The following is a 15,838-nucleotide window of genomic DNA, read 5'->3' on the forward strand; positions in this document are numbered from 1 at the left end:
GCAGGCAGAAGCTGTCGCCCCGTCTATCCCGCTGTCACGCGCGCCAGAATATCCAAACCCCGGCGCGCCAGCATGTCGGTCAGCGCGATCAGCGGCAGGCCGATCAGGGCGTTGGGATCCCGGCCTTCCAGGCGTTCGAACAGGACTATGCCCAGGCCCTCCATCTGGAAGCTTCCCGCGCACTGGTAGGGTTGCTCGATTCGCAGGTATCTGTCTATGTCGGCGTTGGACAGGTGGCGAAAGTGAACCTGGAAGATTTCTTCCATGACATCTGTGTCACCGCTGGCCGAGTAGTGAACAGCCAGGCCGGCGTGAAAGGTCACCGTGCGGCCGGAGCATAGCGCCAGTTGTTGGCAGGCCTTCCCGTGGTTTCCGGGCTTGCCCAGGATGGTGTCGCCCAGCGTGGCGACCTGGTCCGACCCTATGATCAGGTGGTTCGGAAACCTGTCTGTCAGGGCGGTGGCCTTGGTGCTGGCCAGGCGCTGAACCAGTGCCGGAGCCGCTTCGCCGTTTTGCGGTGTCTCATCGATGTCCGGAGAGGCGCATTCAAAGGGCAGCCGCAGGCGCTGCAGCAACTGCCGGCGCCAGGGCGAGGATGAGGCCAGTACCAGTGGCGGATTGTCAGGCATGGGCAGGCTCCTTATAGAAGGAAGGCAACCATAGCCGGTTGTGACGGGATCCGTCCATATACGAAGTTCCCACTGTCAGGGTGAGGAAGTCTTTGACACAGTGGCAATGCGTCCCTAAAATTGCGCGCCTATGTCAAACGCCGAATTGCCAAGGTCTGTTGACCCACACCGCATGTCCGAAACCGGTGCCGAGCTTGAGGGATACATCCCCCTGGCCAGGCTGACCCGTTTCCGGGACGCGGTTATGGCCATTCCCGAGGGCGGTCTTTGTCACGTTCGTCTGGCTTTCAGGGCAGATAGCCAGCGCCGGCGAATTGTCCGGGGTGAGCTGGAAGTGGATGTTGAGCTGGAGTGCCAGCGCTGCATGAGTGGAATGAATGCCACGCTCAGCTCAACCTTCGAGCTGGGGCTGGTACCCAGCGACGAGAAGGCCCGGCAGTTGCCGTCGGAGCTTGAACCCTTTATCACCGATGGTGATACGGTCGATCTCTGGACAATGGTAGAGGATGAGTTGCTGCTGGCACTGCCGGCCTATCCTCTTCATGAGCGGGATGACTGTCCGGCACGGTCGGAGCTTGAGGCTCTGGAACCGGGCTCCGACAGTGACGAGCCCGCACCGGACTCCGGCGAACAGCGCGACAACCCGTTCGATGTTCTGAAAGGGTTGAAGACAACGAAACACTAGGGTGGTTCTGAGCGATGCCGGATCAGCTCCGGCAGGCACAGGCTTGCCATAATTTTCACGTGCTTTCGGGCACACAGTAAACAGGTCAGGAGTACAGTCATGGCTGTCCAGAAAAACCGTAAAACCCGCTCCAAGCGCGGCATGCGTCGTTCTCACGACGCCCTGAGCACACCGGCGCTGGCGACCGATGCCACCACTGGTGAAGTTCATCGTCGTCACCACGTGTCTCCGGATGGCTTCTATCGCGGCAAGCAGGTCGTCGAAGCCTTCGACGAGTAATGCTGTTGCGCCGGGGCCCTTGTCCATGCGCAAGCACAGGTGAGATAGCACGGTGACTTCGGTAACCCTTGCCATTGATGTCATGAGCGGGGATCGTGGCCCGGAGGTCGCCGTGCCGGCGGCCCTGGAAGCGGTTGAAGAAAACGAGGCCTTGACGCTGATTCTGGTGGGTAACCAGGAGCAGCTCAAGGCCTTGTTGCATTCCGGGCATCCGCGAATCCGTATCGAACCGGCAACCGATGTGGTGCGCATGAATGAGCGCCCGTCCCACGCCCTTCGCCACAAGCAGAATGCGTCCATGGCGGTGGCCCTGAGGCTGGTCCGCGATGGCGGTGCACAAGGCTGTGTCAGTGCCGGCAACACAGGTGCGCTGATGGCCTTCGGTCGCTCTATCCTCAAGATGTACCCGGGCATTGAGCGCCCGGCCATTACCAAGCTGATCCCCTCCCTGCGGGGCCAGTGCCATGTGCTGGACCTGGGCGCGAATGTGGATGCGTCGGCGGAAAACCTCTACCAGTTTGCACTGATGGGGTCGTTGATGGCTTCCGCGGTAAGCGCTATCCCGGAGCCCCGCGTGGCGCTGCTGAACGTGGGCGAGGAGGAGATCAAGGGCAACGAGCAGGTGCGTCTGGCGTCTCATATGCTGGCGCAGTGTGAAACCCTCAACTATATCGGCTATGTTGAAGGCAGCGACCTGTTCCGGGACGTGGCCGACGTGGTCGTGTGTGACGGTTTTGTCGGAAACGTTGCCCTGAAGACCGGTGAGGGGGTCGCCGGTTTGCTTATCGAGTTGCTCGAGCAGTCCTTTACCCGCAACCTTTACAGTAAGCTGGTCGGTTTCCTGGCACGTCCGATTGTGGGGCGGCTGCTTCGCGATATGGATCCGACGCGGCATAATGGGGCAAGCCTGCTGGGGTTGCAGGGGGTTGTTATCAAGAGTCATGGCAACGCCAATGAGCTTGCCATGAAAGCGGCCATCAGGCAGGCCGTCAGAGAGGTGGAGCTGGGAGTTCCCCAACGCATCAACGAACGTCTGGACGACCTCCTGCTGTAACAGGTTCCATAGGGGCGCCCTCGTGGTCCTCGCTGCGGTTTGCTTGTACTATTGGCTAATCTTACTGAACCACCAACCACGGTAAAATTTTTGTCATGAAAACAGCCTTTATATTTCCGGGACAGGGATCTCAGTCAGTTGGTATGCTCAGGGCCGCTGCGGACGCCTGGCCCGTGGTGGAGCAGACATTCTCGGACGCTTCCAACGTGCTCGGTTATGATCTGTGGGAGCTTTGCCAGAACGGGCCGGTGGAAGAGCTCAACCAGACCATGGTGACGCAGCCGGCTCTGCTCACCGCGAGCATTGCGCTGTGGCGCCAGTGGTTTATTGCCGGTGGCGGTGAGCCAAACTATCTGGCCGGGCACAGCCTGGGTGAATACAGCGCCCTGGTGGCGGCAGAAAGTCTGGACTTCGCCGATGCCATTCGCCTGGTTCGATTGCGGGGTGAGCTCATGCAGACCGCCGTGCCGGCCGGGCAGGGCAGAATGGCCGCCATTCTGGGTCTCGATGACGATCAGGTGATCGGGGCCTGTGAAGAGGCGGCCGGCAATGAGGTGGTGTCGGCGGTCAACTTCAATGCGCCGGGGCAGGTGGTGATTGCTGGCAACAGTGCGGCTGTCGAGCGCGCCATCGACATCTGCAAGGACAAGGGCGCCCGCAAGGCGATGCCGTTGCCGGTCAGTGTGCCGTCCCACTGCGCCCTGATGAAGGGTGCTGCCGAGGAGCTGGCCAATGCCCTGAATGAGGTCAGTTTTGGCAATGCGCTGACGCCAGTGGTGCAGAACGTTACCGCCGAACTGGTGCAGGATGCCGACCAGCTCAAGGCCAACCTGGTGCAACAGTTGTATTCACCGGTGCGCTGGACCGATTCCATGACACTGCTGGTGGAAGAGGGTGTTGGCGTTGCCGCCGAGTGTGGCGCCGGCAAGGTGCTGGCCGGGCTGGCCAAGCGAATTGACCGCAGCCTCAATGTGTTCAGTATCGAGACGCCGGAAGGGCTGGATGGCGCGCTTGAGGCATTCGCAAAAGACTGAAAACTCATGAACGCCATTCGTCAGGATGGCGTTTTTCACATTGGTCACATTGGATGGAAGGGAGCATTCCATGTCTCTTGATGGCAAGATCGCACTGGTTACCGGTGCCACCCGGGGCATTGGCCGCGCCATTGCCGACACCCTGGGCCGGCAGGGCGCCACTGTGGTGGGTACGGCTACCTCCGAAGGTGGCGCGGAAACCATTACCAACAATCTGAAAGAGGCCGGCATTGAAGGCTTCGGGATGGTGATGGACGTGTCCGACCCTGACAGCATTGACGCCGGGTTGAAGAAAATGACCAGCGAGGTTGGCGCGCCTGTGATTCTCGTCAATAACGCCGGTATCACCCGTGATAACCTTCTGCTGCGCCTGAAGGACGACGACTGGTCGGCGGTAATCGAAACCAACCTGTCCAGTGTCTATCGTCTCAGCAAGGCGGTTCTGCGGGGTATGGCCAAGGCCCGTTGGGGGCGTATTATCAATATCAGCTCGGTGGTAGCTGGTATGGGCAACCCCGGACAGGGCAACTACTGTGCTGCCAAGGCGGGTGTTGAAGGCTTCACCCGGAGTCTGGCCAGGGAAATGTCCAACCGGGGCATTACGGCCAACTGTGTGGCACCGGGGTTTATTGACACCGATATGACGAAGGCGCTGGATGAGGCACAGCGCAGCGCCATGCTGGAAAATATCCCGGCTGGTCGTCTCGGTGCGCCGGAAGAGGTGGCTGCCGTAGTGGCCTTCCTGGCGTCCGAGGCGGCTGGCTATGTAACCGGTGACACGATCAACGTCAATGGTGGCATGTACATGGGATAAGGGGCATTGTCCGCAACGGTGGGCGGATGTTCCCGTGGGTGCAGGCATATTGAGCCCAAGCCCTTTATCTGAATAGGTTTTATCTTCGTCCCTGCTTGTCTGCAGGTGGGGTTTACCATAAACTGGCAATCGTTTATTGCCTGGTTGACAAAAAAGTGAGGAAATTATGAGTTCAATTGAAGAGCGCGTTAAGAAAATTGTTTGTGAGCAGCTGGGCGTGAAGGAGTCCGAAGTTCAGAACAATTCTTCTTTTGTAGAGGATCTGGGCGCTGACTCACTGGACACGGTTGAGCTGGTCATGGCTCTCGAAGAGGAATTCGAGACCGAGATTCCCGACGAGGAAGCTGAAAAGCTGACCAGCGTTCAGGATGCGATTGATTACATCAACGCACACAGCTGATCGTCTGTAAGCCAGGCAGAAGCCGTCCTGTTTTCGCGAGCAGGGCGGCTTTTTTGTGTCTTCAAGGGTGACGTATGGTCAGAATTCTTGCTTCACGGGGCCTGACGGATCCGGTCAATGTGCCCGGCGATGACCGTGGCCTGGCTTACGGTGATGGTCTGTTCGAAACCATTCTGGTGCGTCGCGGGCGCCCGGAGCTGGTCCGGGCTCATGGTCGCCGGATGCTGGAAGGTGCCGCTCGTCTGCGGATTCCCCTGGAACAGACAGATCTGGATCAGGCGCTGAGCCAGGGGCAGGCCCTTGTCCGCCAGGCCGAAGGGCAGGATCGGTTGGTGCTGAAGCTGCTGCTGACCCGGGGCAGCGGCGGACGCGGCTATCGCCCCCCGGATTATCCCGAGCCGCGGCTGCTGGTATCCGTGCATACGGCTCCCCCGTTGCCTTCCGGTGATGGCGTTGGTGCCTCCATTTCCGCCGTGCCACTGACCGTGAACCCGCTGCTGGCGGGACTGAAGTCCCTCAACCGGCTGGAGCAGGTGTTGGCGAGCGAGAGTATTCCGGACACCTGCTATGAGGCCCTGATGAAAGGTGACCGCGGAGATCTGCGGGAAGGAACCCGCACCGCATTGATCTACCGCTGGCAGGGTGGCTGGTGGACGCCGCCACGGAATCAGGTGGCGGTGAACAGTGTCATGGTGGGCCATATTGAAAGCTGGCTGGCCCGCAAGGGTGAGGTATTGAAAGAAGGGTACCTCACCCCGGAACAGTGTCATCAGCAGGATTTTGGCGGTTTGCTGCTGCTGAACAGTGTTATTGGCGCGGTGCCCGTGCGGTCTCTGGAAGGGCGGCGGTTGCCTATGGGAGAGCGGCTTGCGACAATTGTTGATCTTGCCCGAAATGTTGAGGAGTTCCGTTGATCAAGTCGTTCCTTGTTGCAGTTGTCGCGTCGGTACTGGTGGCTGTTGCCGGTGCTGCCCTGTGGGGGTGGCAGGGCATGAAAACCCTGGAAATGGAGGCAGACCTGCAGGAGCCCATGCTTTACATGGTGCCCCGTGGTACTTCCTATAATGCGGTTGCCCGGGACCTGGAAGAAAAAGGTCTGGTGGAGGAGGCGATCTGGCTGAAATTGCTGGCCAGGGTAGAACCGGAGATGACGTCCATCCGGGCAGGAGAATATGAGTTTCAGCCGGGCATGACACCCAGGGAGATGATTGCCCTGATGGTCCGTGGCCAGACCAAGGTGCGCACGGTCCAGTTTATTGACGGTACAAAGTTCCGGGATGCCCGCCAGGCCCTGGCGCTGGCGGAACACCTTGAACAGGTAACCGCAGACTGGCCAGCAGAGCGAATCATGGCCGAGCTTGGTGACGAGGACGCTCATCCGGAGGGGCGTTTCTTTCCGGATACCTACTCCTATAACCGTGGTAATTCGGACCTCGAAATCCTTCGCCGTGCCTATGAAAAGATGAACAACGTGCTCGCGGAAGAGTGGGCGGGGCGCGCAGACGACCTGCCTTACGAGAATCCCTATGAGGCGCTGATCATGGCGTCCATCATCGAGCGTGAGACCGGTGTGCCGGAAGAACGCCCCGATATCGCCGGTGTCTTTGTCCGGCGCCTGGAGCGGGGTATGCGTCTGCAGACAGATCCGACGGTCATCTACGGCATGGGGGATGCTTATGAAGGGCGCATTACCCGCCGGGATCTGCGCACCCACACACCCTATAATACCTACCGGATTTCCGGCCTGCCGCCTACCCCGATCGCCCTGCCTGGCCGCGCGGCGATCCACGCCGCCGTACATCCGGCCGATGGAAACACGCTTTACTTTGTCGCCCGTGGTGATGGCAGCCACAAGTTTTCCCGCACCCTGGAGGACCACCGTCGGGCGGTACGGGAATATCAGCTGAACCGACGTGAGGATTACCGTTCATCGCCGGCTCCGGCCAGCAGTCCTGAGGGCACTGAATGAGCCGGGGGCGGTTTATTACCTTCGAGGGTACCGAGGGGGTCGGTAAGTCCACCCAGCTGGCCACCGCAAGGCAAGCCCTGGAGGACGCCGGAAAGGCCGTGCTGGTCACCCGGGAACCCGGCGGCACGCCAATGGCGGAAGCTATACGCGAGCTGTTGCTCAGCCCCCGGGATGAGGCCGTGAACGAGCTGACAGAGCTGCTGCTGATGTTTGCCGCCAGAGCCCAGCATCTCCATGGTTCTATCCTTCCTGCCCTGGAACAGGGAACCTGGGTATTGTGCGACCGGTTCACCGATGCCACCTACGCTTATCAGGGGGGCGGCCGGGGCGTGCCGCAGGAACAGATTGCCATGCTGGAACAACTGGTGCAGGGCGAGGTGCGTCCGGATCATGTCATTCTGCTTGATGCGCCCGTGGAAGTGGGCATGGCCCGGGCCCGCAGCCGTAGTGCACCGGATCGTTTCGAACGTGAGCAGGCAGTGTTCTTCCAGCGTATCCGTGAGTGTTACCTGCAGCGGGCGGAACAGCAGCCATCGCGCTACCATGTCGTGGATGCCGGGCAACCCCTTGATGAGGTCAGCCGGCGGGTGTCCGGCTTTATTGCCACACTGTTGGCCTGAAGCCTGCGCAGGACCATGTGTCCGGCCAGAGACGGGAATCCATCATGCTATCAGCCCGACTACAGACCCTGCCTGAGTTTACCCATCAGCATCGCCATGATCACCATCAGGCGGTGGTGGGTGTCTATGGCCGGGCGGAAGTCAATGTCGATGGCCGGGAAGGGCGCCTGGATACCTGGCGAGCCTGTCTGGTGCCCGCCGATATACCCCATGAGTTTTCCGGAGGTCTGGAGAACCAGGTGCTGGTGATCAATATGGACAGCTGGCATCCACAGCCCGGAGAACCCCACTACCAGGATTTTCTGGCCATCAGACGGCTGTTTCGCAAGCCTGTGGTGATTGGTCTCGATACCCATCTGCAGCAACTGGTCCAGGTATCGGCGACCGAGATACGCCGTTCCTCCGCGGATCTGGGAATCCGCGACCACCTTGCCACGGCCATTCTGCTGGCGTTGTCTGACCGGTTGGAAAAGGGGGCGGAAACGGTTCCCCTGCGCCGGGCCGGACTGGACCCAGAGCATTTGCGACGGTTCGTGCTTGAAAACCTGAACGAACGAATCACCGTCGAGGATCTGGCCGCCCAGGCATGCCTGAGCCAGAGCCGCTTCCACGAGCTTTTCCGCGAGACCATGGCAACCAGCCCTTACCGGTTTCTGCTCAACACCCGCCTTGACGAAGCCTGCCAGTTACTCAGAACAACTTCCCTTTCGGTCGCGGATATCAGTTCCCGCACCGGTTTTTCCAGCCAGTCCGCCTTCACCACGGCACTCCGCAAGCATCGCGGCCACACTCCCACCCAGCTCCGTGGGCGCCTCTGACGCCCGTTGTCCTCAAACATCGTAGAAATTGACAAAGACTCCGAAGGATTTCGGAAGTCTGGCGTCCGGTGCCGGGCTAGATTAAACAGTTATTAATACGCCATGTGTGCGTCGATCAGTCGGACAGTGTTTTCTGTTCAGGGCCCCGGGGTGATCAGGGGTGGGACAGGCCTTTGTCAGGTGGCACTTTCCGCTGGCCAACTATACTGGACAGTAACAACCGTTCCGGCGGGGGTGCCAGGGCGCTGATAACAGGCGCCTGATTGTGGTGTATTGACCAAAAGACAGGAAGCGCAAGAATGCCAATGGAATGGGTGCATAAGTAATATAAAAAAAGGGTTTTTCTGCAGGTCCGGTCAGAGGACTGGTGAATTACCTGACGGTCGCAACGCCGACCGAATCGATAAACTGGAGGAACTACATGGCTACGGGTGTCTGGATAAGTCTGTTTTTGTATTTCGGGGTGATGATTGCCATCGGTCTGTACGCGATGCGAACGTCAACCTCTTCCTCGGAAGACTACATGCTCGGGGGTCGATCATTGAGCCCAAAGGTTGCTGCGTTGTCTGCGGGTGCGTCAGACATGAGTGGCTGGCTGCTTCTGGGGTTGCCCGGTGCACTGTTCGTATCGGGTCTGGCATCAGCCTGGATTGGTATCGGCCTGTTCGTGGGTGCGTTCTTCAACTGGGTTTTCGTTGCGCCCCGCCTTCGTGAACAAACCGTCCATTATGGCAATGCCATTACCATTCCCGCTTTTCTGGCGAACCGGTTCCCGACCCAGGCATTGTCGTTACGAACGGTTTCCGCCATCGTTATCGTCATCTTTTTCGCTGTTTACACGGCATCCGGTCTGGTTGCCGGTGGCAAGCTGTTCGAAAGTGCCTTTGCCGGAGTCATCAGCGTCGAAGGTATGACCGACTATGCCGTAGGTATCGTGATCACGCTGGGCGTTGTACTGGCCTATACGGTTGTTGGTGGTTTCCTGGCAGTGAGCATGACGGACTTTGTTCAGGGCTGCATCATGATGGTGGCATTGATACTTATGCCGGCCGTGGTTCTGTTCGGCGAAGGAGGCGGTGGTTATGCGCAGGCATCGCAGACGCTTAATGAAGTCGACCCCACACTGTTGTCCTGGACCGAAGGGCTTACCATCATCGGCTGGTTGTCAGCCGTAACCTGGGGACTTGGTTATTTCGGTCAGCCGCACATCATCGTGCGCTTCATGGCGATTCGTACTTTGAAAGATGTTCCTATCGCCCGGAATATCGGTATGACCTGGATGGGGATTTCGCTGATTGGCGCCATCTCCCTGGGTATCTTTGGTCGCGCCTATGCGGTGCGCAACGGTCTGGATGTTGCGGATTCTGAAACCATATTTATCGTTCTGGCAGATCTGCTGTTCCATCCGCTGATCACCGGTTTCCTCTATGCTGCTCTGCTGGCCGCCGTTATGAGTACCATCTCCAGTCAGCTTCTGGTGTCCTCCTCTTCTCTTACCGAAGATTTCTATCGCCTGTTCCTGCGCAAGGAAGCAAAGGACCGTGAGTGCGTCAACGTTGGCAGGGCTTGTGTAATCCTGGTTGGTTTGGTCGCAGCCTTTATCGCATCGGATCCTGAATCCATGGTGTTGGCACTGGTCAGTAATGCGTGGGCCGGCTTTGGTGCGGCGTTTGGCCCGTTGATAATCCTGTCGCTGATGTGGCCGCGCGCACCAACGGTGCCGGTGCCATCGCAGGCATGGTGACAGGTGCAGCCACCGTTTTGATCTGGATTTCACTGGGCTGGAACGGATCGTTCATGGGTGGCCCGGGTGTTTACGAGATCATTCCTGGCTTCATCGCTGCCTTGATTGCGATTGTGGCTGTGAGTCTTGCCACGTCCGATGCTGGGGAGTATCAGCATATCACCCGGTAATTCAGGGTGAGTACAATTCGCTGAGTAGTGAGAGGGCCCGTCCGGGCCCTTATTTTTGTATCCAGGGACCAGGCCGCCTTTACCGCGAAAGGCTGTTGCTCGGTCCAAAAAAAACGCCAGCCCGCAGGCTGGCGCTTTCCTTCTGTTGCCCCGGGCTAACGGGGCATCAGGCTCAGGCCACTTCCGCGGACTTCGCCTTCTCTGAGTACTCTTCCATCTGATCGAAGTTCATGTAACGGTAGATTTCCGCCGACATGCTGTTGAGATCCTTGGCGTACTCCATGTACTCCTCCGGACTCGGCAGCTTGCCCAGCACCGCGCCGACTGCCGCCAGTTCCGCGGATGTCAGGTACACGTTGGCACCATCGCCCAGTCGGTTGGGGAAGTTACGGGTCGAGGTAGACAGGACGGTCGACTTCGCCTCGACACGTGCCTGGTTACCCATGCACAGGGAGCAGCCCGGCATCTCGGTACGGACGCCGGCGGCGCCATAGGTGTTGAAGTAGCCTTCCTCCATTAACTGCGCCTGGTCCATCTTGGTCGGCGGAGACATCCACAGGCGCGTCTTCAGGGGCTCCTTGTTCATCTCCAGCAGCTTGCCGGCAGCGCGGAAGTGACCGATGTTGGTCATGCACGAACCGATAAACACTTCGTCCACCTTGTCGCCGGCCACTTCGGACAGCGTCCTGGCATCGTCAGGGTCGTTCGGGCAGCAGACGATAGGCTCCTTGATGTCGGCCAGGTCGATTTCCACCACGTGGGCGTACTCTGCGTCCTTGTCGGCACGCATCAGCTTCGGATTGGCAATCCACTCTTCCATCTGCTTGGCACGACGCTCCAGGGTGCGGGGATCACCATAACCTTCGGCAATCATCCAGCGGAGCATGGTGATGTTGGAGCGCAGGTACTCGGCCACAGACTCCTCGGACAGGTTGATGGTACAACCAGCGGCGGAACGCTCGGCGGAGGCGTCGGACAGCTCGAAGGCCTGCTCGACGGTCAGCTTCTCAAGGCCTTCGATTTCCAGGATACGGCCGGAGAATTCGTTGATCTTGCCTTTCTTCTCAACGGTCAGCATGCCCTGCTTGATGCCATACAGCGGGATGGCGTGTACCAGATCACGCAGGGTGATGCCCGGCTGCATTTCACCCTTGAAACGCACCAGAACCGATTCCGGCATATCCAGCGGCATGACGCCGGTGGCAGCCGCAAAGGCCACCAGACCGGAGCCGGCCGGGAACGAGATGCCCATGGGGAAGCGGGTGTGGGAGTCACCACCGGTGCCTACGGTATCCGGCAGCAACATGCGGTTCAGCCAGGAGTGGATGATGCCGTCGCCCGGGCGCAGGGAAACACCGCCGCGGTTACGGATGAAGTCGGGCAGGGTGTGCTGCATTTCCACGTCAATCGGCTTCGGATAGGCAGCGGTGTGACAGAATGACTGCATTACCAGGTCCGCCTGGAAGCCCAGACAGGCCAGGTCTTTCAGTTCGTCCCGGGTCATCGGGCCGGTGGTGTCCTGGGAGCCGACGGTGGTCATGTGGGGCTCGCAGTAGGTGCCCGGGCGAACGCCCTGGCCTTCTTCCAGGCCACAGGCCTTGCCGACCATCTTCTGGCCCAGGGTGAAGCCCTTGGTGCCGGCTTCCGGATCCGTGGGCAGGCGGAAGATATCGGTGGGGCCCAGACCCAGGGCCGCCCGTGCCTTGGTGGTCAGGCCACGACCGATGATCAGCGGGATACGACCGCCGGCCTGGACTTCGTCCAGGATCACATCGGACTTGAAGCTGAACTCGGAGATGGTCTCGCCGGCTTCGTTCAGGATCTTGCCGTCATAGGGACGGATTTCGATCACGTCACCCATGTTCAGGTCGTCAACCGGTGCTTCGAATACCAGGGCACCGGCATCTTCCATGGTGTTGAAGAAGATCGGGGCAACCTTGTTGCCGATACAGATACCGCCGGCGCGCTTGTTGGGCACACCGGGAATGTCTTCACCGAAGAACCACAATACCGAGTTGGTAGCGGACTTGCGTGAGGAGCCGGTACCCACCACGTCGCCCACGAAGGCAACCGGCAGACCCTGGCTCTTGATCTCGTCGATCTGCTGCATGGGGCCGGTAACGCCAGGCTCGTCCGGCTTCAGGCCATCACGTTCCATTTTATAGGCGGCGCGGGCGTGCAGGGGGATGTCCGGGCGGGACCAGGCATCTGGCGCCGGGGACAGGTCGTCGGTGTTGGTTTCGCCGGTGACCTTGAAGACCACCATTTTGGTGCTCTCGGGTACTTTCTTCTTGCTGGTGAACCACTCGGCGTTGGCCCAGGATTCAACCACGTCTCTGGCAACCGCATTGCCGGCGTCCATCTTTTCCTTCACATCGTTGAAGGCGTCGAACATCAGCAGGGTTTTCTTCAGCTTCTCGCCGGCCAGTTTGGCCAGTTCGTCGTCGTCCAGCAGTTCAACCAGGGTGGCTATGTTGTAACCGCCCTGCATCATGCCCAGCAGCTCAACGGCTTTCTCTTTGCTCAGCAGGGGGCTGTCGGTCTCGCCCTTGGCAATGGCGGACAGGAAGCCGGCCTTCACGTAGGCGGCTTCGTCAACGCCCGGCGGGATGCGGTTTTCCAGCAGGTAAACCAGAAACTCTTCCTCGCCCTTGGGCGGGTTCTTCAGCAGCTCCACCAGCTCGGCGGTCTGCTCGGGATTCAAAGGCTTGGGGGGGATGCCCAGAGCTTCGCGCTCGGCAACGTGTTCACGGTATGCTTCTAACACGGTATAAAACCCTCATCAGTTGGGGAAACCCGCGCGGGCCTCGTGAGCTGGCGGGCGTTTTTGTGTGGAAAAGGCCACGAATTGGCGCTGCATTCTATAGGAAAGAGGGGGTAAAGTTAAGTTGGCCTATGGTCGGAGGCTGAGCTCCTCCTGATGTATACTCCCGCGCAAATCGAACTCTCAGCCGGATTCCGTGATGTCTGATACCAGCGCTGCCCTTGCCCAAATACACGATTTTCTTCCCTGCCGGACGCCCGGGGCGTGGGTCGATAATGCCCTGGTCAACCAGGATCTGATGTTGATCGATCACGCCCATTGCGAGAAAAAGGCTGCTTCCACGGCGCTCAGTCTGATGTATCGCTACGTGGACAACCACGACCTGCTCAACAAGATGTCACGTCTGGCGCGGGAGGAATTGCGTCACTTTGAGCAGGTGCTGGCGATCATGAAGAAGCGGGGCGTGGCGTACGGTCACCTGTCACCGGCCCGATACGCGGCCGGTTTGCGGAAGCTGGTGCGCCCGGAGGACCCGGGCCGGCTTGTCGATGTGTTGATCGTGGGTGCCATTATCGAGGCTCGTTCCTGTGAGCGTTTTGCCATGTTGGCGCCACACCTGGACGACACCCTGGCGGATTTCTATAACAGCCTGCTGAAGTCCGAGGCGAGGCATTACCAGGATTATCTGAAGCTGGCGAGGCAGGCCAATGGCGGGCCGGTGGAGGATCGGGTGGGGGAGTTTCTGGCGGTTGAAAGGGAGCTGATTGAAGAGCCGGATAGTGAGTTCCGGTTTCATAGTGGGCCAGTAACTGATTCGTTTCCGGAGTCAGAGTTATCTCTATAGTTTAAAAGAGCCGGGTCGGGAACGCTTTTCCGGACCGTCGAGCGCCTTCCCTGGCGCTCCAGGGTTCGGAAAAATCTCCCCGACCTGTCTCTGTTCCGGCAACGGAGTTAACGGGACAATGCAAAGCTTCTACAACTCCCGACAAAGCTCCATCCACCGGTCAATCCCCGCACTGCGGTACTTCTGCTTGTGCAGAATAAAGTAGAATTGCCGGTCAAAACGCCGGTGAGCCGCAGCCCTCAAGGGCACCAGGGAGCCCCGTTTGAAAGCATCCTGCAGACACACGCGGGACAGGCAGCCGATGCCCAGGTTAGTCTCCACCGCCCGTTTGATGGCCTCGGTGTGCTCCAGCTCCAGCAGGATATTCAGTTCCGGCAACAGCCCATGCATGCCTCGCTCGAAGGTCTGGCGGGTGCCGGAACCGGGCTCGCGGGCGATCCAGGTGGCGGCTTTCAGGTCTTCGTCAGTCAGGCCCTGTTTATTGGCCAGCGGATGCTCCGGCGCGCAGAAGATGACCAGTTCATCGTTGCGCCAGGGAATGACTTCCAGCTCCGGCGCCTGCAGCTCCCCCTCGATCAGCCCGATGTCCAGTTCGAAGTCGGAGACGCGACGGGCAATGGTGCTGGTGTTGGCTACCTCCAGAGACACCCGTGGCCGGCTGGCTGCATCCATGTACTGCGCCATCACGCCCACCGCCAGATAGTTACCGATGGTCAGGGTGGCCCCCACTTTCAGGGCCCCCGCCTCGGTGTGTTTGCTGAAGGCCTGCTCCAGCTCGTTGCCCTGGGCCAGAAGGCTCTCCACCTTGGGCCGGTAGAGCCGGCCCAGCTCGTTCAGTTGCAGGCGTTTACCCACCCGGTCGAACAGCTGGATGTCAAACTGACTCTCCAGCTCTTTCAGGGCACTGCTGGCGGCCGACTGGGACATGGCCAGTGACTCCGCCGCGCGGGTGATGTTCTGGTAGTGGGAGGCGGCCAGGAAAACCTCAAGCTGGCGGAAGGTGTACTTCATAATCGGTTTTCTCGAATAACGTTATGAAAATATCCCATTTCATCGATAGGTTACCCGTCAGGTACCATACAGACAATCAGATTTACCATGTTTCGCAAGAAACCCAGAAATTCAGGCGGATTGACCACTATGAGCAAGATGAACGTAGAGACCGTGACCAGCGTCAGGCACTGGAACGATACCCTGTTCAGCTTTACCACCAGCCGCGATCCGGGCTTCCGGTTCAAGAACGGCCACTTCACCATGATTGGCCTGGAGTCGGATGGCAAGCCGCTGATGCGCGCCTACAGTATCGCCAGTGCCAATTACGAGGAGGAGCTGGAGTTCTTCTCCATCAAGGTGCCCGACGGCCCGCTGACCTCACGCCTGCAGAAGATTCAGGTCGGTGACGAGATCCTGGTCAGCCGCAAGCCCACCGGCACCCTGATCCTGGACAACCTGCTGCCCGGCAAGAACCTGTGGCTGATCAGTACCGGCACCGGTCTGGCACCGTTCATGAGCATCATCAAGGACCCGGAAGTGTACGAGGCCTTCGATAAGGTCATACTCACCCACGGGGTTCGTTATGCCTCCGAACTGGCGTATCAGGAGGAAATCGAAGGTCTGCCGAACAATGAGTACTTTGGCGAAATGGTGGAAGGTAAGCTGTTGTACTATCCCACCGTTACCCGGGAAGAATTCCGCAACCAGGGGCGCCTGACCGATGCCATGCAGACCGGCAAGCTGACCGGCGATCTGGGTATGGAGGATTTCGACCTGGAGAACGATCGGTTCATGGTCTGTGGCAGCCCCAGCATGCTCAAGGATACCTGCCGGATCCTTGATGGCATGGGCTTCAAGGAGGCCCGGCAGGGTGACCTGGGTCATTATGTGATCGAGCGGGCGTTCGTGGAGCAGTAAGACTTACGGGGCCCGGCTCTGAAACCGGCCAGCGGGATGTCGCCCTTGTGCGGCTTCCCCTGGCCGGTTTTTTATGAGCAGCGTCGGGGCAGGGTATGTACAG

General features: G+C 59.4%; 15 protein-coding genes and 1 pseudogene. 13 read left to right on the forward strand and 3 right to left on the reverse strand.

Annotated elements, in window-relative coordinates; translation table 11 throughout:
- Positions 1-23: 23 nt before the first annotated feature.
- Positions 24-629: a Maf family protein gene (locus IE079_RS04355; RefSeq protein WP_189573403.1), complete on the reverse strand. Its 606-nt coding sequence runs from the start codon at positions 627-629 to the stop codon at positions 24-26.
- A 172-nt stretch (positions 630-801) separates the two neighbouring features.
- Here IE079_RS04355 and IE079_RS04360 point away from each other — a divergent pair, with 172 nt between their 5' ends.
- The 11 genes and pseudogenes from IE079_RS04360 (at position 802) to putP (ending at position 10,216) form a co-directional block, all read left to right on the forward strand.
- The gene (locus IE079_RS04360; protein ID WP_227712318.1) at positions 802-1,314 is read left to right on the forward strand and encodes a YceD family protein; all 513 of its coding nucleotides are present in this window, start codon (positions 802-804) and stop codon (positions 1,312-1,314) included.
- A gap of 99 nt (positions 1,315-1,413) precedes the next feature.
- The gene (gene rpmF, locus IE079_RS04365) at positions 1,414-1,593 is read left to right on the forward strand and encodes a 50S ribosomal protein L32 (protein WP_189573408.1); all 180 of its coding nucleotides are present in this window, start codon (positions 1,414-1,416) and stop codon (positions 1,591-1,593) included.
- A gap of 52 nt (positions 1,594-1,645) precedes the next feature.
- Positions 1,646-2,647, forward strand: coding sequence for a phosphate acyltransferase PlsX (plsX, locus tag IE079_RS04370; RefSeq protein WP_189573411.1), 1,002 nt, complete (start codon positions 1,646-1,648; stop codon positions 2,645-2,647).
- Between the two features lie 95 nt (positions 2,648-2,742).
- Positions 2,743-3,681, forward strand: a complete 939-nt coding sequence (gene fabD, locus IE079_RS04375) for an ACP S-malonyltransferase (RefSeq protein ID WP_189573414.1) — start codon at positions 2,743-2,745, stop codon at positions 3,679-3,681.
- Positions 3,682-3,751: 70 nt separating this feature from the next.
- The gene (gene fabG, locus IE079_RS04380; protein ID WP_189573417.1) at positions 3,752-4,495 is read left to right on the forward strand and encodes a 3-oxoacyl-ACP reductase FabG; all 744 of its coding nucleotides are present in this window, start codon (positions 3,752-3,754) and stop codon (positions 4,493-4,495) included.
- Between the two features lie 166 nt (positions 4,496-4,661).
- The gene (gene acpP, locus IE079_RS04385) at positions 4,662-4,895 is read left to right on the forward strand and encodes an acyl carrier protein (RefSeq protein WP_189573420.1); all 234 of its coding nucleotides are present in this window, start codon (positions 4,662-4,664) and stop codon (positions 4,893-4,895) included.
- A 74-nt stretch (positions 4,896-4,969) separates the two neighbouring features.
- Entirely contained in the window at positions 4,970-5,809 is an 840-nt protein-coding gene (locus IE079_RS04390) for an aminotransferase class IV (protein WP_189573423.1), read from the forward strand.
- Positions 5,806-6,864 carry an endolytic transglycosylase MltG gene (mltG, locus tag IE079_RS04395; protein ID WP_189573426.1) on the forward strand — a complete coding sequence of 353 codons (1,059 nt, stop codon included), beginning with the start codon at positions 5,806-5,808 and terminating at the stop codon, positions 6,862-6,864. The genes IE079_RS04390 and mltG overlap by 4 nt, the downstream gene beginning before the upstream one ends.
- Positions 6,861-7,484, forward strand: coding sequence for a dTMP kinase (gene tmk / locus IE079_RS04400; protein WP_189573429.1), 624 nt, complete (start codon positions 6,861-6,863; stop codon positions 7,482-7,484). The genes mltG and tmk overlap by 4 nt, the downstream gene beginning before the upstream one ends.
- Before the next feature lie 44 nt (positions 7,485-7,528).
- A complete protein-coding gene (locus tag IE079_RS04405) occupies positions 7,529-8,302 on the forward strand; it encodes a helix-turn-helix transcriptional regulator (protein WP_189573432.1) in 774 nt (257 codons plus the stop codon).
- Between the two features lie 421 nt (positions 8,303-8,723).
- A pseudogene (gene putP, locus IE079_RS04410) lies at positions 8,724-10,216 on the forward strand (sodium/proline symporter PutP).
- Positions 10,217-10,388: 172 nt separating this feature from the next.
- Here the strand turns inward: putP and acnB are convergent.
- On the reverse strand, positions 10,389-12,983 hold the full coding sequence (acnB, locus tag IE079_RS04415; RefSeq protein ID WP_189573435.1) for a bifunctional aconitate hydratase 2/2-methylisocitrate dehydratase: 2,595 nt from the start codon (positions 12,981-12,983) through the stop codon (positions 10,389-10,391).
- 196 nt (positions 12,984-13,179) lie between these two features.
- On the opposite strand from acnB, the gene IE079_RS04420 reads away from it, so the two are divergent.
- Positions 13,180-13,824 carry a MiaE family protein gene (locus IE079_RS04420; RefSeq protein WP_189573437.1) on the forward strand — a complete coding sequence of 215 codons (645 nt, stop codon included), beginning with the start codon at positions 13,180-13,182 and terminating at the stop codon, positions 13,822-13,824.
- A gap of 129 nt (positions 13,825-13,953) precedes the next feature.
- Here the strand turns inward: IE079_RS04420 and IE079_RS04425 are convergent, their stop codons facing one another.
- The gene (locus IE079_RS04425) at positions 13,954-14,835 is read right to left on the reverse strand and encodes a LysR family transcriptional regulator (protein WP_189573439.1); all 882 of its coding nucleotides are present in this window, start codon (positions 14,833-14,835) and stop codon (positions 13,954-13,956) included.
- 129 nt (positions 14,836-14,964) lie between these two features.
- On the opposite strand from IE079_RS04425, the gene IE079_RS04430 reads away from it, so the two are divergent.
- The gene (locus IE079_RS04430) at positions 14,965-15,735 is read left to right on the forward strand and encodes a ferredoxin--NADP reductase (protein WP_189573441.1); all 771 of its coding nucleotides are present in this window, start codon (positions 14,965-14,967) and stop codon (positions 15,733-15,735) included.
- The last annotated feature ends 103 nt before the right edge of the window (positions 15,736-15,838 follow it).

The organism is Marinobacter zhanjiangensis, from assembly GCF_014651935.1.
In the GTDB taxonomy this organism is placed as follows: domain Bacteria; phylum Pseudomonadota; class Gammaproteobacteria; order Pseudomonadales; family Oleiphilaceae; genus Marinobacter; species Marinobacter zhanjiangensis.

Excerpts from the sequence above, each read along its gene's own strand:
- acpP (WP_189573420.1), top strand. The coding sequence starts at position 4,662 with ATGAGTTCAATTGAAGAGCGCGTTAAGAAAATTGTTTGTGAGCAGCTG.
- fabD (WP_189573414.1), top strand. The coding sequence starts at position 2,743 with ATGAAAACAGCCTTTATATTTCCGGGACAGGGATCTCAGTCAGTTGGT.
- IE079_RS04390 (WP_189573423.1), top strand. The coding sequence starts at position 4,970 with ATGGTCAGAATTCTTGCTTCACGGGGCCTGACGGATCCGGTCAATGTG.
- tmk (WP_189573429.1), top strand. The coding sequence starts at position 6,861 with ATGAGCCGGGGGCGGTTTATTACCTTCGAGGGTACCGAGGGGGTCGGT.
- IE079_RS04360 (WP_227712318.1), top strand. The coding sequence starts at position 802 with ATGTCCGAAACCGGTGCCGAGCTTGAGGGATACATCCCCCTGGCCAGG.
- IE079_RS04425 (WP_189573439.1), bottom strand. The coding sequence starts at position 14,835 with ATGAAGTACACCTTCCGCCAGCTTGAGGTTTTCCTGGCCGCCTCCCAC.
- IE079_RS04355 (WP_189573403.1), bottom strand. The coding sequence starts at position 629 with ATGCCTGACAATCCGCCACTGGTACTGGCCTCATCCTCGCCCTGGCGC.
- rpmF (WP_189573408.1), top strand. The coding sequence starts at position 1,414 with ATGGCTGTCCAGAAAAACCGTAAAACCCGCTCCAAGCGCGGCATGCGT.
- fabG (WP_189573417.1), top strand. The coding sequence starts at position 3,752 with ATGTCTCTTGATGGCAAGATCGCACTGGTTACCGGTGCCACCCGGGGC.
- IE079_RS04430 (WP_189573441.1), top strand. The coding sequence starts at position 14,965 with ATGAGCAAGATGAACGTAGAGACCGTGACCAGCGTCAGGCACTGGAAC.
- IE079_RS04405 (WP_189573432.1), top strand. The coding sequence starts at position 7,529 with ATGCTATCAGCCCGACTACAGACCCTGCCTGAGTTTACCCATCAGCAT.
- IE079_RS04420 (WP_189573437.1), top strand. The coding sequence starts at position 13,180 with ATGTCTGATACCAGCGCTGCCCTTGCCCAAATACACGATTTTCTTCCC.